The following is a 21,144-nucleotide window of genomic DNA, read 5'->3' on the forward strand; positions in this document are numbered from 1 at the left end:
ATCAGGCGCTTGCCTTAAGGAGATGGACGGAACGCCCTTGTGAAGAAAAAAGCTTCACAGCCATTTTGTCAAAGGAAACGAGGACTTCCCCGCTTAACCAGCTACCATCATAGGCAATCACACCATCAGCAAAATCACCACCAGCATCAAGGACCGATAGGCCGGCTTCAACTGCGGGCCGATTGACCACGACATTTTCCGTGTTCAGCAGGGCACGGATCGCGGCGGGAAATGTCTTCACGGGCAATCTTATATTGGCGCGCCAGGACCTACGTGAATTCACAAAGGGACTGTAAGCTTACAGCCACGATATCCGCACTTGCCAGCAGCTCGACAGCAGCACTCGCCTGTTTTGCATCGTCAGCCACATAGGCGCGGAGCAGGATTTCGTATCAGCCGTCATCTTAATTCCTTGCCGGCCCCGGCGGCCGCACCAGCCTCGGCGATTGCCTCATCGATCTCCTCAATAGTGAGGACTTGGCCATTCGTCTTCCCTTTCAAGAAGCCATGGAGGTCCCGAAACGATCCCTTCGGCTGCGATGCCCTTAGCTCTGCCCGGCCATCCGGCAGCAAAGCCAGTTCGATTTTATCTCCCGGCTTGATGCCGAGGTGTTGCAGCACTTCTTTCCGAAAAGTGACCTGCCCCCGCGCCGTTACGGTCAGTGTCGTCATGGCAGAATCTCCTGATTGGCAGGAAACGTAATGCAAAAGCGCATTACATACGAGCACCGGCCTTCCCCGGCCGACTCGATCTCCACTTGACTCTCCAGTTTGTTCCTGTTTTGTTTCACGCCTTCGTCGCATCAAAAGTGCTTTAAGGGCACGCGATATTCATCCTGACATAGGTTGTCAGCTATCGAGCGGACCGCCAGTGGCAGATTAGCAAACGGTTCCCTACTTGGAACGCGTCTGAACAGGAGGAACACGCATGACTACCGCGGAAATGGCCAAGGAATTCACAGAGCTGCTCAAGCAAGGTCAGAACGAAGCTGCTGCGGAGAAGTACAATGCCGATGACATCGTCAGTTACGAAGCGATGGAAGGGCCGATGGCGGTCTGCAATGGCAAGGAGGCCGTGAAGCAGAAGGGCCAGTGGTGGGAGGAGAACAACGAAGTTCATGGCGGCTCGGTCGAGGGCCCATATGTCAACGGCGACCAGTTCGCAGTGCGCTTCAAGTTTGACATAACGCCCAAGGCTACAGGCGAGCGTGTCAGCATGGATGAGGTTGGTCTGTACACGGTCAAGAACGGCAAAATTGCCGAAGAGCGCTTCTATTATTGAGGCTGAAACCGGATTTCGTAAGCTCTGTCGCTCGCTGCATCGTTGGTATCAGGCATGGCGGCCAGGGCGCTGCCCTGGCCGCCATGTGAGCAAGCTCAAATCCCCTTCACATATGGTCGCTGGCAATGTTTGAACGGTGTTTTACGGTGCGCCAGATTCGATGAGCGATCAGTCCGAGGTCAAAAATATTGACGATCACCATGTACGGCATCACCAATTGCGACACGATCAAGAAGGCGCGTGCCTGGCTGGAAAGCCATGACGTCGCCTATCGTTTTCACGACTACCGGGTCGAGGGGCTGGAGGCGGACCGGCTGGACGGCTGGTCCGGCAAGGTCGGCTGGGAAATCCTGCTCAACAAGGCGAGCACGACGTTTCGCGAACTGTCGGACACGGACAGGCTGAGCCTCGACGAGAGGAAGGCCAAGGCGCTGATGCTGGCCAAACCGACGATGATCAAGCGGCCGGTCCTCGATCTTGGCGATCGTATCCTCGTCGGCTTCAAGCCTGATGTCTATCAGCAGGCGTTGGGAGGGTTGAAGTAGTCGGACGGACGCTTTTCACGCTCCAGTTCGCCAGGCGAATTGGGTCGCGGAAAAGACCTTGGCCTGCCTGGCCGAGAGCGCGTCCCACGCTGCGCGGCAGCTGGGGTCCGGCTCGATTGTCTCGGCGATGCTTGTCATCGCATCCGCAGCCTCGGCAAAACCCTCGAACCATCCGATGCCGACCGCAGCGCTGATCGCGGCGCCGAGCGAGGAGGCTTCGGCATTGTGACCCTTATGGATCGCGATCCCGGTTGCGTCCGCGATCATCTTTGTCCAAAGCCTGCTGTTGGCGCCGCCGCCGATCGCCACCATTTGCGCCGGCGAAAGACCATGGCTGCGCATCTCTTCGAGAGCCCGGGCGGTTTGCAGCGTCATTGCCTCGAGCCCTGCACGATAAAAATGACCGAGCGTGTGCGAGGGGTGCATGCCGATGAAGCTGGCGCGTGCGCTCGGATCCCAGTGCGGGTCCATGCAACCGACGAGGGTGGTGCCGGCGAGAAGTCCGTCCGAGCCGATCGGCACGGCCGCCGCTTCCCTTTCCAGGCGGTCGAAGATCGCCGGATCGGAGCGCCCGCCGGCAAACATGTCGACGAACCAGTTGACGAAATAGACACCCGCCCGCTGCACGGCCTCGAGGAAATAGCCATCGCCGGTTGGCGAGGTCATGGTGCGCCAGAAGGCGCCGACCACCGGTTCTGGCGACCAGATTCCCGCGATGATCGCGGTTCCGAGATTGAGATAGACGACGCCGTCGCGCATGGCATTGACGCCGAGCCCGGCGCATTGCCCATCGCCGCCGGCGGCAATCACCGGCGTTCCTTCCGAAAGGCCGGTTGCGGCGGCGGCTGCGGCATGAACGGTCCCGACTCGCGTGCCGGACCGCACCGCATTGGGAAGTTGCGACGGCTTGATGCCGAGATGATCGAGGATCGGCTGCGACCATGCCTTGCGCGAGATGTCGAAGAGACCGAACGGATCGGCGCTCGTCCAGCTCGCGCTTGGCGTTCCCGTCAGTCTCAGCGTCAGATAGCCATGCACGTCGAGGATTTTGTTCGCCTGGTCCAACCGTTCCGGCTCGTTCTCGCGCAGCCATTTCAGGCGATAGACGACTGGCGTCACGTCGATCGGCTTACCGGTGATCTGGTGCAGCCGCTCACGGCCGATCTCCGCCGCGAAACGGTCGACCAGCCCGGCGGCACGTTCGTCGAGCCACAGGCTCGCGGGTCCGATCGGCGCGCCGGCACCGTCGATGAGGGCTACGGTCTCGCGCTGGTTTGAGATCGCGATCCCGGCGATGCGTGTCGCGTCGACCGTGCCGACAAGCTGTCGCAGCGCCACTGTTGCGGCCCGCCACCAGTCGGTGACCTCCTGCTCGACATAGTCCGGCCTCGGCTTCATCAGCTCGAGCGGCACCCGGCCTTCCGCCACGGCTCGTCCGTCGCTGCTCCAGGCAATCGCCTTGCAGGATTGCGTGGAACTGTCGAGGCCGACGACAAGCGGTCCGTCGCTGCTGCCCATGATTGTCCTCCCGAGACGATGACTTCCACCGGTGCTGGTTACCGGTTATTCCAAGAGACTGTTCGCGGTGGCCATGTCGGTGACAAAATGTGTCGCATATCCGCCGCCGAGCCCGGCCCTGATCGCCGCCATCTTGCGGGCGCCACCGGCGGCGCAGATGCGGACTGGCACCGCTTTCAGTTCGTCGAGTGTGATGCCGACGGTGCGTCCGTCGAGCGGCGTTGCGAAAGCAGTTCCCTGAGCGTCGATGAACCGCCCGATGATGACCCCGAGCGCGCCCTGCTCGATCATGCCGGCAAGTGCGTCGGCATCCGATATCCCGGCTCGGGCATAGGTGCTCTCCGGCCCGATATCGCCGATCCCGAAGATGACCTTGCCGGCGGCACGGATCATGCGGAACTGGTTGACGAGCATCGGCTCCTGCATGAGTTCATCGTGCAGTTCGTCGGTGGAGACGATCGCCGGGGCAAGCAGGTTGATGCAGCGGGCGCCGAGCCGATTGGCCATCAGCGAGGTGCAGAATTCCGGCGAGAAATCGCTGGTCCCGATCGAGCTTCCCGAGAGCTGGACGACGGTGAGGTTCCGATCATGCCGTAGTCGTGGGATCGAGCGGGCGGCAGCGAGCACCGTTTTTCCCCAGGCAACGCCGATCGTGTCACCCGGATCGACCATCGACGCCAGCAACCGTCCTGCCGCTTCGCCGATGCGGCGGTCGGCGTCGTTGAGATCGAGGTCGGGGATGACCGCCGCGCCGCGAAGCCCGTATTTTTCCATGAGACGCCGCGAGGTCAAGGTGCGGGCAAAAGCGTCGTGGTCGACCTGCACGGCGACAAGTCCGCTTTCGCGCGCCTCCTGCAGATAGTGCACCACGCTCGCCCTGGAGACGTTCATGACCTTGGCCACGTCGCTCTGGTTGAGCTGGTCGACATAGTACAGCCAGGCAGCCCACGCCACCGCGCTGTCGAATTCGGGCGGCAGTGCCGAGAGCCCAGATGGTCGGACCACGTCGATGTCGGCATTGGCATTCATGTCCCTTTTTCCGCAGGTTTGCAGAACGAAGTCAAGCGTCGCGGGCAAATGCTTGACAAAAGACAGTGATAGGTGACTATTGTTTACAACGCCAACGCTCCTGCGCCTCGATTACGGGGTCGCCAGCATGAGGACGTCATGACCAATCCGGAAGCCGGATCATGGACGGCATTGATCGACGACATTCTGGACGGGCGCTGGACCAACCCGGAGACCGGTAAAAAGGCCGTGGTGCCGTATGACCGGATTGTCATCGAAGAAAGCCTCGACGGGCGGGCGGCCGATCTGGTTTGGGAACTCGATCTGGGTGAGCGGTTCACGGTCGTTGCGGATGCCGCCACCTATGAGGCGCTTGGCGAACGCGTTGCGCGCGAACTGAAGACGCTCGGCCCCGTCGATGTGGTGATCCTGGATCATCCGCATGCCGACATGGCCAATGTCGAAAGCCTCGCCGTCAAACTCGCCGATGCGGATGCCGTGGTCGCGGTCGGTTCCGGCACCATCAACGATCTCTGCAAGTTCGTCACCGGAAGGAGTAAGCGGCGCTACTGTGTATTCGGGACGGCCGGTTCGATGAACGGCTACACATCGACGACTGCGTCCATCACACTGGAAAGCGGCCTGAAAGTATCGCTCCCTTCCCACGCCCCTTCAGGCTTTTTCGTCGACCTTGGCGTCTCCGCTGCCGCCCCGACCTACCTGTCGGCGGCGGGGTTCGGTGACTGCCTTTGCCGCTCGGTCGCCCAGATCGACTGGTGGATGTCGCACCGCCTGCTTGGCACGGCCTACCATCAGGTCCCGTTTCTCATCCAGGAAAAGGATGAGGCGGCGCTCAACCAGCGTGCGGCAAAGCTTGCCGAACACGACATCGAGGCCAATGGCTACCTCTATCGCGTGCTGACGCTCTGCGGTCTCGGAATTTCCTTCACCGGCGTCTCCAATCACGGTTCCATGGGCGAGCATCAGATATCGCACTACATCGACTGTTTCGCCGGCGAGCGTCACCCCGGCACGCTGCACGGCACCCAGGTCGGCGTCGCTTCGCTCACTATGGCGCGATTGCAGCAAGCCATGCTTGCAAGCGACAAGCCGCCGGTGGTGAAGGCGACGAAGATCGATCCTGACGACATGGTCCGCCGCATGGGTCCGGCTGTCGCCGCACAATGTCTCGACGAATTGAAGAAGAAGGCCTTCGACGAGACTGCCGCCGCCGCATTCAACGAGCGGCTGCAGGAGCTGTGGCCGACACTCAGGCAGGAACTCAAGCAATTCATGGTGCCTGTCGACGAGATGCAGCGCCTGCTGAAATCGACCGGCGGGCCGATTTCAGCGGCCGAATTGGGCACCCCGGCCGATTTTTATCGCGAAGCCGTCGTTCATTGCCGGGAGATGCGCAATCGCTTCTCGTTCCTCGACATTGCTGCGGATGCAGGAATGCTGGAGGATTTTGCGCGCGGGGAAGCCTGACCGGATGCGCGACCTCGCCGAATTCGGACCCGAAACTGCATCGCGCATTCGTGGCGTCTTCTGCGATATCGACGACACGCTGACCACCGAGGGTCGTCTTCCGGCGGATGCCTACCGTGCGCTCGAACGCCTGCACGAGGCGGGCCTTGTCGTTGCTCCCATTACCGGGAGACCGGCAGGCTGGTGCGACATGATTGCCCGGTTCTGGCCGGTCACCGGCGTGGTCGGCGAAAATGGCGCTTTTTACTTCGCTTATGATCAGGCAACGCGAAAGATGATCCGGGTTTTCGCGGCAAGCGCTGACGAACGCCGGGAAAACAGGCGCAGGCTCACCGAACTGGAAAAGCACATTGTCCAGGAGGTGCCGGGTTCGGCAGTATCCGCCGACCAGCAATATCGCGAAGCCGACCTGGCCATCGACTTTTGCGAGGATGTTCCGGCGCTGCCGCTGTCCGATGCCAGGCGCATCAAGCAGATTTTCGAGGAGGCCGGCGCTGTCGCCAAGATTTCGTCGATCCATGTGAACGGCTGGTTTGGCCGTTACGACAAGCTGGCGATGACGCGCCGCTTTGCAAGCGAGAGGCTGGGAACCGATCTCGATGCTGAAAGGCAGGCCTATGCTTTCGTTGGAGACAGCCCGAACGACGCCCCGATGTTCGGGTTCTTTCCGAACTCGTTCGGGGTCGCGAATGTGGTGGATTTCCAGGGACAGATCGACGCCGAACCCGCTTTCGTCGCCAGGTCGCGGGGTGGCCGCGGCTTCGTCGAGATTGCCGATATGATCCTGGCGAACCGGAGGTCGGGATTGGGCTGATCGGCGGGCGCGAAAAATGCGGACTGCAAAAGACGCAAAAAAGGATGTTCTGCAGGCGATGGAACCGAACCAGGGACGGCTTAGGCAAGCGGGCGCGATGCGCCAGGCAACATCGCACGGCAGGTTCGGCTGCCGCCGCAATCCCGGCCGGTCACAGCGAACTGCCCGTCCCCTGGTCGGTGATGAGGCCGGTGAAGAACCCCTTTTCCAGGAGCTTGGTCATGATGCCGACCTTGTTCTTTCCGCCGGAAACGAGGATGCGCTTGGGAATGTTCAGCGTGTCGCGAGGATAGACCCCGACAATGCGCTCGTTGACGGGATGGTCGATGAGTTCGGCGTCCCGGTCGAAGAAATAGCCGAGAAAGTTCCCGATCGGCTTCAGTCTCAGGATATCGTCGAATTCCTCGTCGGTCATGTAACCGACGCTCCGCAGCGTCGAACTGGTTGTGCCGCCGACGCTCATCAGCGCAAGGTCGGCGTTCAGCGCCTTCTGGATAACCTCGCGCGCGCTCGGTTGCTGCAGGATCGTCTCACGGCTTTCACGGCTGTCGCAGATGATGGGTCCGGGGAGATAATAGGATTCGGCCTGGGTGCGCTGGGCAAAGACGGCGGCCGCGTCGTATTTGTCGATCGACGACCGGCGCGACAGCGAGCCGAGAAGCGGTACGACGGTAACGTTTCTGAGCGCCACCGGCTCGATGTTGGAAGCGAGCCATCTCATGGTTCGGCCCCACGCCATGGCGACCGTCATGTCGTCCCTGAGCAGCGTCTCGACAGTCTGCGCGGCATAGATGCCGATCACTTCGGAGAGCCCGAGTTCCGACCCGGTGTCATCAGGTGTGACGCTGCATATGTCGAGCCGGTACTTCCGCCTGAGCTGTTCTTCCATTTCGAGCGCTTGGGACGTCCCGGCGTTGATGCGGATCGAGACGATGCCGCGCTCCTTCGCCTCGGCCAGCAGCCTGTGGATCTTGGTGCGGTTGATCTGCAGCCGCTCGGCGATGGCCTGCTGCGTTTCGCCCAGCACGAAATACTGATGGGCAACCCGTGCCAGCAGACCGATCGACGTCATGAGGGTCCTCCGATGCTTGTGGCGCACCCATCCGAATGCCGCTGTAGCCGGCCAACAAGTGCTTGCCACAGACAGTGCGACGATATAGCATTTGAACAAATGCACAAGATATGAACATTTGTGCATCGCAAAACGAAGCGGTTCGGGAGGAACGCGTGCGGGTTGCCCAAGCCAGACGTTTCGTCATTTCGGATCACCCGCTGCCCTGGCTGCTGCCGCTGGTGGCGATCCTGCTTGTCTTCACCGTCTATCCTCTCATCTACAACATCTGGCTGAGCTTCCATGAGTTCGTCCCGCGCCGGCGGGCGCTCGAATTCGTCGGAACGGAAAACTGGGTGCAGCTGTGGAACGACACGCGGTTCTGGCAGTCGCTCGTCATCACCTTCACCTATTTCGCCATCGCGCTGATCTTCGAGCTGGTGCTCGGCATGGCGATCGCGCTGCTCCTGGACAGCGACGGCTTCGGTTTCGGATTCCTGCGCGGCGTGCTGACGATGACGCTCGTCATCCCGCCGGCCATTGTCGGCATGATGTATCTGCTGATGGAGGATCCGCAGTTCGGCGTGATCAGCTATCTCCTGCAGTCGATCGGGCTGCTCAATCCGAACAACCCTATCCTTGCCACGGCTTCGACCGCGCTTGCCGGCGTTCTCGTCGCGGAAATCTGGCAGTGGACGCCGTTCATGGTGCTCATCTTCCTTGCCGGTCTCAGGGCGCTGCCGCCGGAGCCTTACGAGGCCGCGATGATCGACGGCGCCTCGTCGTTCCAGATTTTCCGGCGCATCACCCTGCCGATGATGTCGAAGGTGATCGCCATCGCCGTGCTGGTCCGCGGCATCGATCTGTTCCGCGTCTTCGACTACGTCTTCGTCATGACCTCCGGCGGGCCGGGAGCGTCGACCTATTCGCTGTCCATCTATGCATGGCAGCAGACGTTCAGCTTCGTAAAGTGGGGCTATGGAGCCACGCTCAGCCTCGTCACCCTTGTGATCATCCTCGTCATTGCCAACCTCTTCATCCGTATCGCCAAGGTGAGGTGGTAGAATGAACGGCTCCTTCTCGACCCGCATGCTTCGCACCATCGCCGCCTGGGTTGTGGTCGCAATCTTCTTCTTTCCGATCTACTACTGGACGTCGGTGGCGTTCAAACACGGCAACGACATCTTCAACCGGCCGCCGAAACTTTTCGCCTTCACGCCGACCTTCGACAATTTCCAGAAGGTGTTCGGGATTTCGCTGGGCAGCGGCGGCATCACCGTGACGCCGGGCGGCGGCAATTTCTACATGGCCCCCCGCGTCTGGGATTCGATTGTCATCGCGACGCTGTCGACCGTGCTCGCTGTCGCCATCGCCACGCTTGCCGCCTATGCCCTGTCGCGCATGAACTTCCGCGGCCGGCACAGTTTCGTGGGCTGGGTGTTGTCGACGCGCATGATGCCGCCCGTCGCGGTCGCGGTGCCGATGTTCTTCATCTACAAGAATTTCGGTCTCATCGACACCTATACCGGCATGGTGCTGATCCACGCACTGATGAACCTGCCGCTCGCCGTCCTCCTGATGAAGAGCTTCTTCGACGACATTCCCTCCGAGATCGACGAGAGCGCGATCGTCGATGGCGCCAGCCGCTTCATGATTTTTCGCAGGATCGTGCTGCCGATGGCCAAGGGCGGCATCGCCGCCACGGCGGTGCTCTGCTTCATCTTCAGCTGGACCGAATTCCTCTTTGCGCTGACCCTGACCACCACCTCGCTCAAGACCGTGCCTGTCGTCTCGTCGACCTTCGTCACCTCGATCGGCACCGCCTGGGGCAACATGGCCGCGCTTGGCGCCGCATCCATCATTCCCGCTTTCATCTTCATTCTGTTGGTTCAGAAGCACCTCGTGCGGGGTCTCACAATGGGATCGTTGAAACAATAGATGGGAGGCTCGAATTCGCAGCCTTGAGAAAATCGCGAATTAAACCGGAGGAGTAGACAATGAAAGACAGCATCAGAAAGACGCATCTTGCCTCTGTCACCGACCGCTTCGTTCGCGGACAGATGGACCGCCGCTCGTTTCTTCGCGCAGCAGGCATTCTCGGCCTCGGCGCCGGCGCGCTCGGCATGGGCCTGGCACGACGTCCGTTCTACGGCATCAGCCAGGCATCGGCTCAGGAACAGGAACTGAAGCCCAGCGCCGAAATCACCAAATGGCTCTCGGATGTCGGCAAGCCCTTTGCCGGAACGACGCTTCGTCTCGCCACCGAATCGACGCCGCCGTCGAATGCCATCGCCACGCAGCTCAAGCAGTATTTCGAGGAGGCCACCGGCATCAAGGTCGAGATCGAAGTGCTGCCGCTCGAGCAGGTGCTGCAGAAGCTGACGCTCGACGTGGCCTCGAGCCTCGGCACTTACGACCTCTACTATATCGACCAGAGCTGGGCGGCGAGCTTCAGCCAGGACGTCTTCGATCCGCGCGAGCAGCTCAAGAACGCCGACCTGGCAATGCCGAACTACAACATCGACGACTTCCTGAAGCCGCTCGTCGACGGTATCGCCATGTACGAGGACCGCATGGTCGGCGTGCCCTACGACATCCCAATCTTCATCATGCAGTACCGCAAGGACGTCTGGGACGAGCTCAAGCTGCCGCCTCCGGCGACGCTGGACGATTTGCTGAAGGCATCTGCGGCGATCACCGACGCCAAGGGCCCGAACATGTACGGCACCAGCGGCCAGATGAAATCGGGCCATTACAGCCTCGAATGCGATTGGACGGCGTGGCTTTGGGGCCATGGCGGTTCGATTTTTGGCCCCGACGGCAAGTTCACCGGCAATGACGACGCCGGCTTGGCCGCCATGGCCTACTGGGACAAGCTCAAGGCGACGATGCCGCCCGGCGTCGACGGCTGGACATGGGATGGTGAGGGCCAGTCGGTCGGCCAGGGCGTCGCCGCCTCGATGCTGTCCTGGGGCGAATTCTTCCCGTTCTTCGACGATCCCAAGGCCTCCAAGGTCTCGGGCCTGATGGAAGCGATGGTTCCGCCGAAACCTGCCGCGACGCTGCGCACCGTCGAGCAGACCGGGTTCGGCGAAATTCCGGGCGTTGGTCACCAGGGCGGCTCTTCGCTCGCGGTATCGAAATACTCGAAGAGCCCGGACGCCGCCTGGATTTTTATGCAGTGGGCGACCTCAGCCGATACCCAGGCGCTGATAACCGTTCTGGGCGGCGGTACCGGGCCAACGCGCACCAGCGTCTATGACGATCCGCGCGTGCTGGACAATGCGCGTGTCGGCGCCGGCACGACCCGCCACTTGCCGGTCGTGCGCGACACCATCGCCAACTACATGGGATCCGAGCCCGACCTGCCGGCGTGGGCAGAACTCTCGAGCGACATGATCCCGGTTGCGCTGGGCAAATACTTCGCCGGCCAGTCGGGCTCGGCCAAGGAGTCACTCGACGCCCTGAAAACCCAGGTCGACGATCTCGTCGCCAAGGGCTGAGTCTTCCCCCGGGCTGGCTGCCCTAGGGCCGCCAGCCCGGCGTATCGACAATTTTCGATTGAGGAAAGTCATGGCTGGAAAACAGCTCGTAGCAGTGACAGGAGCCAGTTCTGGTATCGGCGAGGCGGTCGCCAAGGCGTTTTCGCGCGCCGGCCACCCTGTTCTGATGATGGCCCGCCGTCTGGAGCGCATGGAGGCGCTCAACCTGCCCGACAGCATGGCCCGGCAGGTCGATGTCCGCGACCGCGCCGCGATCGCAGCCGCCGTGAAGGAGGCGGAAGCCGAGTACGGACCGGTCGACATGCTGTTTGCCAATGCCGGCATAGCGCGTCTCGCCGACATAGGGCGCCAGCCGCCCGAGGAATGGGACGAGATGATCGACATCAACACCAAAGGCGTGCTGAATTCGGTCCACGCCGTGATGTCGGGCATGATGGAGCGCCGTCATGGAACGCTGTTCATGATGAGTTCGATCGCCGGCCGAAAAATCTATCCGGATCATACGGTCTACTGCGGGACGAAATTCTTCGTTCACGCCGTGTCGGAATCGCTGCGCGACTATCTTTCCGACTATGGCGTCCGCGTCGTCGTGCTTTCGCCCGGGGTGATCGAAACCGAAGTTCTGAGCGGCGTCCTCGATCCGCAGACGCTCGCCAACTACAAGGCCAACAAGCTCAAGATCGGCGGCGGCATCGGCCCGGAGCACGTCGCAGACCTCATGCTGCACGCCTACCAGATGCCACAGAACGCTCTCGTGCAGGAAATCGTCATCACACCGACCAGGCAGAAATACTGACGACCCTGACCCGGGCGTCTGGAGACAAAGAATGGCCACCGTAGAATATAAGAACATCGCCAAGAATTTCGGCAATGTCGAGGTGATGAAAGACATCTCCTTCGGCATTGCCGACCGCGAATTCGTCGTGCTTCTTGGGCCGTCGGGCTGCGGCAAGACCACGCTCCTGCGCATGACGGCCGGGCTCGAGCGGGTGACCAGCGGCGATCTTTTGATCGGCGACAGGCGGGTCAATGACGTTCACCCGCGCGATCGCGACATCGCGATGGTGTTCCAGAATTACGCGCTCTATCCGGCAATGAAGGTGTTCGACAATATCGGCTTCAGCCTGGAAGTGGCGAAAGTGCCAAAGGCGGAGATCAGGAAGAAGGTCGAATGGGCGGCGGAAATCCTGAATCTCACGCCCTATCTCGGGCGCTATCCCAAGGAACTGTCGGGTGGCCAGCGCCAGCGCGTCGCCATGGGCCGCGCCATGGTGCGCAATGCCGCCGTCTTCCTTTTCGACGAGCCGCTCTCCAATCTCGACGCCAAGCTGCGCACGCATATGCGCGTGGAAATCCGTCAACTCCACAATCGTCTCGGCACAACCACGATCTACGTCACCCACGACCAGATCGAGGCGATGACGATGGCCGACAAGATCGTGCTGATGCACGCCGGCAGGATCATGCAGATCGGCACGCCCGACGAGGTCTACGAGCGCCCGAACTCGAAATATGTCGCTGATTTCATCGGCTCGCCGTCGATGAACTTCATCGCCGGCGCTGTCGAGACCGCAGGCGGCAGTCCTCGCTTCGTCGCCGAAGGCGTGTCGATCGGCCTGTCGCCGCAGATCAAGGCAACACCAGGCCAAAAGGTCATCATGGGCGTCCGGCCACACGATCTCGGCATTTCGGATACGGGTGAGATCAAGGGCGAGGTCGTGCTGTCCGAAACGACCGGCGCCGATGTCCAGATTCATTTGCGCGTGGCCGGATACGATGCCGTCGCCGTGGTGCCGCGTGACGAGCGCCGCAGCGCCGGCGCCGCGATCAATCTTTCGGTGCTGCCGGGCAAGGTGCACCTCTTCGATGCGGCGACGGAACTGCGTGTCGCCTGAGCTAGCGATGACGGCGTCGGCAGAGCGCTGCCTCAGCCCTTCAGGCTGAGATAATCAGCCAAAGCCACCGCGTTGTTGTGCAACTCGTCCTGGGCGCCGTAGAGCAACGTCACCCGGCCGTTGTCGAGCAGGGCACGCAACTGGCCGACCGCCTCGCTGTTCCGGTCGAGCTCGCCGCGATAGCGCTGCTGGAATTCCATCCAGCGCGTCGGCTCGTGGCCGTACCATTTGCGCAATTCATCGCTTGGCGCGATGGTCTTCAGCCATAGCGTCAGCGCGGCGTCTTCCTTGCGGACGCCGCGCGGCCATAGGCGGTCTATGAGCACCCGCTGCCCATCGCCAGGCGAGGGCGGCTCGTAGACGCGTTTGACCCTGATATCGAGTTTCATTGCCAACTCCGGGGTTGCCGCCATGTCGTCTTGCTGGCCATGTCGTCTTGCAGGCGGCTGCTTACGCCCACTCGCCCTTATGTTATGCCCATTCGCCCCTACGCCCACTCACCCTTGCGCATCACCGGCACGCGGCTGCCGTCTTTGCCGACGCCGTCGATGTCGACCTTGTCCGAACCGATCATCCAGTCGATATGGATGAAGCTCTTGTTGCCGCCGCGCGCCGCGATCTCGTCGGGAGTGAGCGAGGCGCCGTCGACAAAGCACTTCGAATAGCACTGGCCGAGCGCGATATGGCAGGCGGCATTCTCGTCGAACAGCGTGTTGAAGAACAGCAGGCCGCTCGCCGCGATCGGCGAGGAATGCGGCACCAGGGCGACCTCGCCGAGCCGGCGCGAGCCTTCATCGGTGTCGAGCACTTTTTTCAGCACATCCTCGCCGCGGCTGGCCTTGGCCTCGACGATGCGGCCCGCCTCGAAACGCACCGCAATGCCGTCGATCAGCGTGCCTTGGTACGACAGCGGCTTGGTGCTCGTAACATGGCCTTCGACGCGCCTTGCATGCGGCGTGGTGAAAACCTCCTCGGTCGGGATGTTCGGGTTGCAGGTGATGCCGTTCCTGGCGGTCGAGGCGCCGCCCATCCATTCATGGCCGTCGGCCAGGCCGACGGTCAGGTCGGTGCCGGGTCCGGTGAAATGCAGCGCATGGAAATTATGGCCGTTCAGCCATTCGGTGCGGCTGCGAAGAGCCGCATTGTGCGCCTTCCAGTTGCCGATCGGGTCGTCGACATCGACCCGTGAGGCGGCAAAGATCGCGTCGGCGAGCCTCGCCACCGCGACGTCGTCGCTGTCGCCCGGAAACACCTGCCTGGCCCAGGCCAGGTCGGGGTAGGCGACGATGTTCCAGTTGATGTCGAAGCCGGTGATCTTTTCCAGTGCCGGCTGGTAGGCGATCGAGTTCGCCTTGTTGGCGCGCGCCACTTTCGCCGGATCCTGCGCCGACAGCAGCGACGGATCCTCGCCGCGCACGGCCAGCCGCGCCACATTGTTGGCGAAGGCCTTGGCCATGCCCTCGTAAAGCCAGCCGGCGGCGTGGTCGAAGCCGGCATCGGCGCCGTAGCGGAAGCGTGCCAGCGTCATCTCGTCGTCGTTGAAGATCGGCGTCACCAGGCCGGCGCCGGCCTTGTAGGCGTGCTCGACGATCCGCCGCGTCAAAGGCAGCGCTGCGATCGACGATGTCAGCACCAGGTCCTGCCCCGGTTGCAATTGCAGCCCGACCTTGATGGCGACTTCTGCCAGCCTGTCGAGCTTCACCGGGTCGATCGTTGCGGAAACGCCGCGCGAATGTGTGGTCATGATCCTGCCTGTCGCGATGTGGGAGCCTGGTTCTTACATAGACCGGTGCCATCGGTCTTTCCACCGTGATCGACCGGGCCTGCTCAGGCCGCGCCGGCGAGCGCGCCGAACTGCGCCATCGTCGCCTCGATCTCCTCGCGGATCCAGATCTTGAAATCGCGCACCTTGCGGCTCTCGCTCTTGCTGGCCGAGGTCACCAGCCAGTAGCCCAGCCCGCTCTCGGCGCGGACGCCGAACGGCGCGACCAGCCGGCCGTCGGCGAGAGCATCAGTCGTCAGCAATTGCCAGCCGAGCATGACGCCGTGGCCGGCGATCGCCGATTCCAGGCACAGCATCGGGTCGGTGAAGCGCGCGCCCTTGAGGAAGCTGACCGGCTTCACCCCGGCCGCCTCGAACCAGCTTTCCCAGCTGATCATCGCTTTTTCGTCGGTGATCGCGCAGGTCAGGGCGAGATCATCGATCGATTTCAGTTTGTCGGCGATCACCGGGGCGCAGACCGGGAAGACTTCCTGCGCCAGTAGCAGTTGCGCGCGCACGCCCGGCCATTTGCCGTCGCCAAGCCGGATGGCGATGTCGATGTCCGAGCGATCGAGATCGGCAATCCGCACCGAGGCGTCGATGCGCAAAAGCACATTCGGATGCCGGGCGAAGTGACGTGATAGTCGAGGCAGCAGCCACTTCGAGGCAAAGGCCGGCGCAACCGAAACCACCAGCGTGCATTCGGAGGCCTCGTCGGCGAGCGCCACGGCTTGGGCGAGCTCGCGGAAACCTGCCCCGAGCCGGGCGGTGAAGACGGTGCCGAATTCGGTTGGCACCAGACCGCTTGCCGTTCGTTCGAACAGCGCCTGGCCAAGTTGCGCTTCCGTCCGCTTGACCTGCTGGCTGACGGCGCTGGCGGACACGTTGAGTTCGCTCGCCGCAGCCGAAAGCGATCCCAGGCGGGCGACGGTTTCCACGGCGCGCAGGCCGTTGAGGTGGACGCGGTTGAGCATGGCCATACAGTTTTTCTAAACCAGAACGGTTGAAATCTCAATTGAAATGCGGGGAGGAACGGCAACTTTTAAGGAACAAGCAGACCTGTGGAGGAAGAATACGATGAAGATTTTGTCACTGCTCGGGGTCTTTTCCGCTGCCGGCGCGCGGCAAAGCCGGCCGCAAGAAAGCGAAGCCACCCGATGGGCCACCGATCCGCTGTCGCATCCTGTGCTGGACACCATGTCGGAGCGCGAACTCGGCGACGTGCCGTTCCGGCTGACGGCCCGGCGCACTGCCTATGAGACCGGCACCGGGCAGGTCGGCTGCGGCTGAAGATGCGAGCAAAGGTGGGAGCGGGCTCAGTTCCTTTCAGGGACAAATCGCAAACCTTGGAGATTGGCTGAACCATCCCTCTCTTCGTCATCCCAGGGCGCAGCAGGAGCGAAGCGACGTCGCGGAGACCCTGGGATCCATGCCGTTGCCTGGCGGCAGTGCTCCGACGGATCAGAAACTGGTGCTTCTTCGCAGCGGACACGAGCGCCATTCCGAACCGCCGCATTTTACGCCGGATGTCACGGCATGGATCCCACGGTCTGCGCCGCGTCGCTTCGCTCCTTGCTTCGCCCAGGGATGACGAAGCCATGGTGGTCTGCGGCAATCGCAAACGTCGGATATCGGTCGGCTGGAAGCTGCTCGTCCGCCGCTGCAACCCGTTCTGGCCCAACAACAAGCGGATTGTTTCACCGGCTCGTGCACTTATTGTGCGCCGCAATGAAAGCCGCTTCGCCGTCCCCTTTGCGCCTCGCCTTCGCCGGCATGATTGCCCTGGCCGTCGCCATGGGCATCGGCCGCTTCGTCTACACGCCGATCCTGCCCGGCATGATGGAGGAACTTGGCCTGACGCCGGCCGATGCCGGCTGGATCGCGTCCGCCAACTATCTCGGCTATCTCGTTGGCGCGCTCGCAGCCGTCGGCGGCTGGGCGCACGGTCGCGAGTGCCTGCTGATGCTGGCCGGTCTTGCCGCCACCGCGGTCCTCACCGGGCTGATGGGCCTGGCCGACACGATGGCGGCCTTTCTCGTCATCCGCTTTCTTGCCGGTGTGGCCAGCGCCTTCGTCCTGGTGTTCATGTCCAGCATCGTTTTCGGCCATCTCGCCGCGGTCGGCCGAAACGACCTGCAGGCGCTGCATTTCGGCGGCGTCGGCCTTGGCATAGCGGCGTCCTCGGCGCTGATGGCAATACTCGTCACCGAACAGGCCGGCTGGCCGGCGGGCTGGTTCTGGTCCGCCGCGATCTCGGCCTGCGCCATTGCCGTCGTGATGCTGCTGCTCGGCAGCACTGCGACCGCCAACGGCGCCGATGGTCGCGAACCGGCGCTGCCAAAGGACCGCGCGCTGGTGAAGATCATCGTCGCCTACGGGCTGTTCGGCTTCGGCTATATCGTGACGGCGACGTTCCTGGTCGCCATCGTCCGGCAGGGCGGCGGCGGCCGCGTCTTCGAGGCCGTGGTGTGGATGGTCACCGGCCTTGCCGGGATTCCATCGGTCTGGCTTTGGCAGAAGATCGCGGCAAAGATCGGGCTCTACCGGGCTTATGCCTGGGGGTGCCTCGTCGAGGTGGTTGGGGTCAGCGCGAGCGTCACTATGGGCGGACACGTTGGGCCGCTGCTTGGCGGGTTTCTGCTTGGCGGCACCTTCATCGCCATCACCGCGCTCGGCTTGCAGAGCGGAAGGCAGCTTGCCCCGCAAGCGCCACGCCGGATCCTGGCGTTGATGACGGCGTCCTTCGGCCTCGGTCAGATCATCGGTCCGATCGTCGCCGGCCTGCTTGCCGAAGCCTCGGGCGACTTCTTCCTCGCATCGATCGTGGCCGCCGCCGTGCTGCTTGTCTCCGGCGCGGTCATCTGGTCGGCTGCGCCAAAATCGCCATGATTGTGGTCTTGCTCGGTGCCGGGCATCACGCACCGGCCATTTTCATTCCGATCGATGTGTGACCTTATGCCCGCTGAACAGCAACGCCGCTGATTTGCGCATCGACCGAGGATTTCCTAACAGTGTTCGTATCCTTCTTCCCGCAGCCGAAGTTGTTTTTCACTTCGGCCGTCGCCTGGAGCCTTCTGCTCGTCCTCCTGTGGTTTTTCGGCGGCGAGCACCTTGGCACGATGCTCGGCATGCCGCCGGTCGACCCGCAGGCAGCACCAGTCATCAGCCCGATAAGATTCCTGACGCCGGCATTCCTCTGGTTTTACGGATATTTCTTCGCCGGTATGGGCGTATTCTACCTTTTCTGGGCGCTGTATTCCCCGCATCGCTGGCAAAACTGGTCGATCCTTGGCTCTGGTTTGATTATTTTCGTAACCAATTTCATCGTGCAGATCAGCGTGGCGCTCAATGACTGGCGCGGCATGTTTTACGACATGGTGCAGAAGGCGCTGACCACGCCGGGCTCCGTTACCCCTGCCGAGCTGTACTACGGAGTATGGCAGTTTCTGTCCTTGGCGCTGGTCTATATGAGCATTGCCGTCCTGAACGTCTTTTTCGTAAGGCACTATGTGTTTCGCTGGCGCACCGCGATGAACGATTATTTTACCGCTTACTGGCCGCGGCTGCGCCATATCGAAGGGGCGTCGCAGCGCGTTCAGGACGACACGATGCGCTTCTCCGGCACAATGCAGGGGCTCGGAGTGAACTTTATCGACTCCATCATGACCCTGATTGCATTCCTGCCCTTGCTGGCCTCCCTTTCTCTCCATGTCTCAACGCTCCCAATCGTCGGAGCAATCCCTTATCCGCTGGTCATTGCGGCGATCGCCTGGTCGCTGTTTGGCACCGGCTTGTTGGCAGTCGTCGGCGTCAGGCTGCCCGGGTTGGAATTTCGCAATCAGCGGGTTGAAGCCGCGCTGCGCAAGGAACTTGTCCTCGGCGAGGACGACACGGCACGAGCGCAGCCACCAACTCTGGCCGAGCTTTTCAGAAATGTTCGCAAGAACTATTTCACTCTCTATGCACACTATGTCTATTTCGACATGGTCCGCTATCTATACCTTCAAGTCGACAACGTATTCGCCACGCTTATTCTTGTTCCGACCTTGGCAATAGGCAAGATAACATTTGGCGTTTTCCAGCAAATTGTCACCGCCTTTTCACAAGTCGCCACTTCGTTCCAATATCTCGTGAATTCCTGGCCGACCATCGTCGAGCTGATATCCATCTACAAGCGCCTGCGCGCCTTCGAGGCGACACTTGAAGGGGCGCCGCTGCCGGAAATCGACCAGGCCTATCTGGAGCGAGAGCGAGCCGGCTTGCGCCCTGAGGATCAGCCGGTAAGTTGAGAGTGACGGGGCGGCGAGCGCTTTCGGCTCAGCCGCCCACCGACGCCTGCTTTTCCCCGGCGCGTTGGCGCGAAACATAGTCGCGATAGCTGATGCACTCGACGTCGGGCCTGGTGCAGACCTCGCCGGCAAAGCGCTCCAGCGCCTTCCAGTAGGCGCCGTCATTCATCAGTGTGAAATGGAAGCCGAGTTCCAGCGGAATGCGTTTGCCCTGATATTGCGCGTCGAAGGCGGCGCGAAAGGCGTCATGGGTCCGGTTGGCGAATTCGTCCGCCTGGCTCGGCCGCTCGAAGCCGCCGGAATGCCTGACATAGAGATTGTAGTCCATCGCGATCACCCGCCTTGTGTCAGGACCTTCCGGAATCTGCGGCAGTGAGAAGCGCGTGATGCCGTCGCTGGTCGGTGGCCGGGCAGGGCCGCGCGACACACCGCTCGCGTCGAACCAATAGCCCGCCTTTGGCAGCGACTCGTAGAGCGCCTTGTTTGCCGACAGATAGGGTGCGCGAAAGCCAACCGCCTTACGTGCAATTTCGCGCCAGCCTGCGGGTTCGGAGGTAATAGCGTTGATCGAATAGGCATTTTCGAGAATGCGCTTGAACGAACCGAACTCGCTCAGCCAATCGGCCTTGTTCCAGTCCTTGCCGTCGAAATGGCCGCAAGCGTGACTGCCGATGTCATGGCCTTCCGTGGCGGCAAGGTTTATCTGCTCGAGCCGGTCAGCGATTTCCTGTTTCGAGGCGGCGAAGCCGATATTGGATTTGCCTGGTGTCTTGCCGGGCGCCGTGTATTGCTTGCGCGTCTCCGGCGAGAGCAGGAAGACGCAGGACACGAAGTAGGTGAAATGGGCGCCGGTGCGCTGGGCCAGCGCCCGGCTGCGCTTCCATTGCGAAATATCGCGGGCGCTGTCGAACGAGATGAGGACGGCCTGCTTCGGCTTTACCGGCGCTGGCGGGTCGGCGACAGCAGCGCCCCCCGCAGCAAGCGACGCGATCGAAAACGCAACAGCGCGGGACAAACGAGGCATCAGTGTCCGGATCTGGATTTTGAGGAGGGTTCGCGCACCGGCTATCGGCGAAATGTGGCGTGCGTGCGGTCGCCCTTTTCAGCCATCCTTTTAAATCGCCGTCGGCGATTAGCCGATTTTCCGGTCGAACCCCTTCCATGCCGGCAAAATTTCGCTAAAACGCGGGCTACCGCATCGGCCTGAAGTGCAGAATTGATTTTGTTCAGGAAACACGATGCGCAAATTCAAGTGTTAGAGCGTACTTTCAATGGACGCACGTCGCTCTAAACCGCCCTGAGGCGGGCAGGATGGTTTTGAGATGTCGGACGACAGTTTTATCCGCGAAGTCAACGAAGAGATGCGTCGCGATCAGGCGCATGCGCTGTGGGACCGTTTTGGTCCTGCCTTGCTTGCGCTCGCGATACTGGTGGTGGTCGGCACCGCCGCCTTCGTCGGCTATCGCTATTGGGACGAGACCCGCGCCAATCGCTCGGGCGATGCCTTCTCGCAGGCGCTGAAGCTTGCCAATGAGGGCAAGAGCGACGAAGCGCTGGCGGCCCTCGATGCGCTGGAAAAAGATGGCTACGGCGCTTATCCGCTGCTCGCCCGCATGCGGGCGGCAACCGTCAAGGCGGATAAGGGCGACGTCGCCGCCGCCGTCAAGGACTTCGACGAGGTCGCCGCCGATACGGACATTCCATCAGGCCTTCGCGATATGGCGCGCCTCAGGGCAGCGCTGCTGCTCGTCGACCACGGTTCGTTCGCCGATGTCTCGAGCCGCGTCGAGACGCTCACCGCCGACACCAATCCGCTGCGCCATACCGCGCGCGAGGCGCTCGGCCTTGCCGCCTGGAAGGAAGGTAAGGCAACGGACGCACTGAAACTGTTCGACCAGATCGCCTCGGATGACAGCGCCCCGCGCAACGCGCGCGAGCGGGCGACGTTGATGTCCGAGTTGATCCGTGGGTCGGGCAATGTGTCGTGAC

21 protein-coding genes and 1 pseudogene are annotated in these 21,144 nt (G+C 62.0%); 13 read left to right on the top strand and 9 right to left on the bottom strand.

Going from position 1 to position 21,144, the window contains the following annotated elements; translation table 11 throughout:
• Position 1: 1 nt before the first annotated feature.
• Together M727_RS39785 and M727_RS0108200 are read right to left on the bottom strand one after the other, a co-directional pair.
• Positions 2-409, bottom strand: a pseudogene (locus tag M727_RS39785) (type II toxin-antitoxin system VapC family toxin).
• The gene (locus tag M727_RS0108200; protein ID WP_027152271.1) at positions 400-672 is read right to left on the bottom strand and encodes an AbrB/MazE/SpoVT family DNA-binding domain-containing protein; all 273 of its coding nucleotides are present in this window, start codon (positions 670-672) and stop codon (positions 400-402) included. The pseudogene M727_RS39785 and the gene M727_RS0108200 overlap by 10 nt, the downstream one beginning before the upstream one ends.
• Positions 673-928: 256 nt before the next feature.
• Here M727_RS0108200 and M727_RS0108205 point away from each other — a divergent pair, with 256 nt between their 5' ends.
• Positions 929-1,282 carry a nuclear transport factor 2 family protein gene (locus M727_RS0108205; protein ID WP_027152272.1) on the top strand — a complete coding sequence of 118 codons (354 nt, stop codon included), beginning with the start codon at positions 929-931 and terminating at the stop codon, positions 1,280-1,282.
• A 188-nt stretch (positions 1,283-1,470) separates the two neighbouring features.
• Positions 1,471-1,827 carry an ArsC family reductase gene (locus M727_RS0108210; protein ID WP_027152273.1) on the top strand — a complete coding sequence of 119 codons (357 nt, stop codon included), beginning with the start codon at positions 1,471-1,473 and terminating at the stop codon, positions 1,825-1,827.
• A gap of 15 nt (positions 1,828-1,842) precedes the next feature.
• On the opposite strand, the gene M727_RS0108215 is transcribed toward M727_RS0108210, so the two are convergent.
• Positions 1,843-3,345: an FGGY-family carbohydrate kinase gene (locus M727_RS0108215; protein WP_027152274.1), complete on the bottom strand. Its 1,503-nt coding sequence runs from the start codon at positions 3,343-3,345 to the stop codon at positions 1,843-1,845.
• Between the two features lie 45 nt (positions 3,346-3,390).
• Complete coding sequence (locus M727_RS0108220) at positions 3,391-4,374, bottom strand: sugar-binding transcriptional regulator (protein ID WP_051505561.1); 984 nt, start codon at positions 4,372-4,374, stop codon at positions 3,391-3,393.
• 138 nt (positions 4,375-4,512) lie between these two features.
• On the opposite strand from M727_RS0108220, the gene M727_RS0108225 reads away from it, so the two are divergent.
• Together M727_RS0108225 and M727_RS0108230 are read left to right on the top strand one after the other, a co-directional pair.
• Positions 4,513-5,841 carry a sn-glycerol-1-phosphate dehydrogenase gene (locus M727_RS0108225; RefSeq protein WP_027152276.1) on the top strand — a complete coding sequence of 443 codons (1,329 nt, stop codon included), beginning with the start codon at positions 4,513-4,515 and terminating at the stop codon, positions 5,839-5,841.
• A 4-nt stretch (positions 5,842-5,845) separates the two neighbouring features.
• The gene (locus M727_RS0108230) at positions 5,846-6,655 is read left to right on the top strand and encodes an HAD-IIB family hydrolase (protein ID WP_027152277.1); all 810 of its coding nucleotides are present in this window, start codon (positions 5,846-5,848) and stop codon (positions 6,653-6,655) included.
• A gap of 151 nt (positions 6,656-6,806) precedes the next feature.
• On the opposite strand, the gene M727_RS0108235 is transcribed toward M727_RS0108230, so the two are convergent.
• Positions 6,807-7,727, bottom strand: a complete 921-nt coding sequence (locus M727_RS0108235) for a sugar-binding transcriptional regulator (protein ID WP_023799422.1) — start codon at positions 7,725-7,727, stop codon at positions 6,807-6,809.
• A 155-nt stretch (positions 7,728-7,882) separates the two neighbouring features.
• Between M727_RS0108235 and M727_RS0108240 the strand changes: the two genes are divergently transcribed.
• The 5 genes from M727_RS0108240 to ugpC all read left to right on the top strand — a co-directional run bounded on the left by M727_RS0108240 (position 7,883) and on the right by ugpC (position 13,104).
• Positions 7,883-8,770, top strand: coding sequence for a sugar ABC transporter permease (locus M727_RS0108240; protein ID WP_027152278.1), 888 nt, complete (start codon positions 7,883-7,885; stop codon positions 8,768-8,770).
• Position 8,771: 1 nt separating this feature from the next.
• Positions 8,772-9,644 (top strand): carbohydrate ABC transporter permease, encoded by an 873-nt coding sequence (locus M727_RS0108245; RefSeq protein ID WP_023799420.1) that lies wholly within the window; start codon positions 8,772-8,774, stop codon positions 9,642-9,644.
• Between the two features lie 59 nt (positions 9,645-9,703).
• Positions 9,704-11,209, top strand: a complete 1,506-nt coding sequence (locus M727_RS0108250) for an extracellular solute-binding protein (protein WP_027152279.1) — start codon at positions 9,704-9,706, stop codon at positions 11,207-11,209.
• 70 nt (positions 11,210-11,279) lie between these two features.
• The gene (locus M727_RS0108255) at positions 11,280-12,005 is read left to right on the top strand and encodes an SDR family oxidoreductase (RefSeq protein WP_036261818.1); all 726 of its coding nucleotides are present in this window, start codon (positions 11,280-11,282) and stop codon (positions 12,003-12,005) included.
• A gap of 31 nt (positions 12,006-12,036) precedes the next feature.
• Positions 12,037-13,104 carry a sn-glycerol-3-phosphate ABC transporter ATP-binding protein UgpC gene (ugpC, locus tag M727_RS0108260; RefSeq protein WP_027152281.1) on the top strand — a complete coding sequence of 356 codons (1,068 nt, stop codon included), beginning with the start codon at positions 12,037-12,039 and terminating at the stop codon, positions 13,102-13,104.
• 32 nt (positions 13,105-13,136) lie between these two features.
• Here the strand turns inward: ugpC and M727_RS0108265 are convergent, their stop codons facing one another.
• The 3 genes from M727_RS0108265 to M727_RS0108275 form a co-directional block, all read right to left on the bottom strand.
• The gene (locus M727_RS0108265; RefSeq protein ID WP_027152282.1) at positions 13,137-13,493 is read right to left on the bottom strand and encodes a DUF488 domain-containing protein; all 357 of its coding nucleotides are present in this window, start codon (positions 13,491-13,493) and stop codon (positions 13,137-13,139) included.
• A gap of 98 nt (positions 13,494-13,591) precedes the next feature.
• Complete coding sequence (locus tag M727_RS0108270; protein WP_027152283.1) at positions 13,592-14,848, bottom strand: aminopeptidase; 1,257 nt, start codon at positions 14,846-14,848, stop codon at positions 13,592-13,594.
• Between the two features lie 83 nt (positions 14,849-14,931).
• Positions 14,932-15,846, bottom strand: a complete 915-nt coding sequence (locus M727_RS0108275; protein WP_027152284.1) for a LysR substrate-binding domain-containing protein — start codon at positions 15,844-15,846, stop codon at positions 14,932-14,934.
• Between the two features lie 97 nt (positions 15,847-15,943).
• Between M727_RS0108275 and M727_RS0108280 the strand changes: the two genes are divergently transcribed.
• The 3 genes from M727_RS0108280 (at position 15,944) to sbmA (ending at position 19,155) form a co-directional block, all read left to right on the top strand.
• Entirely contained in the window at positions 15,944-16,156 is a 213-nt protein-coding gene (locus tag M727_RS0108280; RefSeq protein ID WP_027152285.1) for a hypothetical protein, read from the top strand.
• Positions 16,157-16,594: 438 nt separating this feature from the next.
• The gene (locus M727_RS0108285) at positions 16,595-17,755 is read left to right on the top strand and encodes a YbfB/YjiJ family MFS transporter (RefSeq protein WP_027152286.1); all 1,161 of its coding nucleotides are present in this window, start codon (positions 16,595-16,597) and stop codon (positions 17,753-17,755) included.
• Positions 17,756-17,877: 122 nt separating this feature from the next.
• Positions 17,878-19,155, top strand: coding sequence for a peptide antibiotic transporter SbmA (gene sbmA / locus M727_RS0108290; protein ID WP_027152287.1), 1,278 nt, complete (start codon positions 17,878-17,880; stop codon positions 19,153-19,155).
• 28 nt (positions 19,156-19,183) lie between these two features.
• Here the strand turns inward: sbmA and M727_RS0108295 are convergent, their stop codons facing one another.
• Complete coding sequence (locus tag M727_RS0108295; RefSeq protein ID WP_027152288.1) at positions 19,184-20,179, bottom strand: polysaccharide deacetylase; 996 nt, start codon at positions 20,177-20,179, stop codon at positions 19,184-19,186.
• 298 nt (positions 20,180-20,477) lie between these two features.
• On the opposite strand from M727_RS0108295, the gene M727_RS0108300 reads away from it, so the two are divergent.
• A complete protein-coding gene (locus M727_RS0108300; protein ID WP_027152289.1) occupies positions 20,478-21,143 on the top strand; it encodes a tetratricopeptide repeat protein in 666 nt (221 codons plus the stop codon).
• The last annotated feature ends 1 nt before the right edge of the window (position 21,144 follow it).

The sequence above is a fragment of the Mesorhizobium sp. WSM2561 genome (assembly GCF_000513915.1).
Classification (GTDB): domain Bacteria; phylum Pseudomonadota; class Alphaproteobacteria; order Rhizobiales; family Rhizobiaceae; genus Mesorhizobium; species Mesorhizobium muleiense.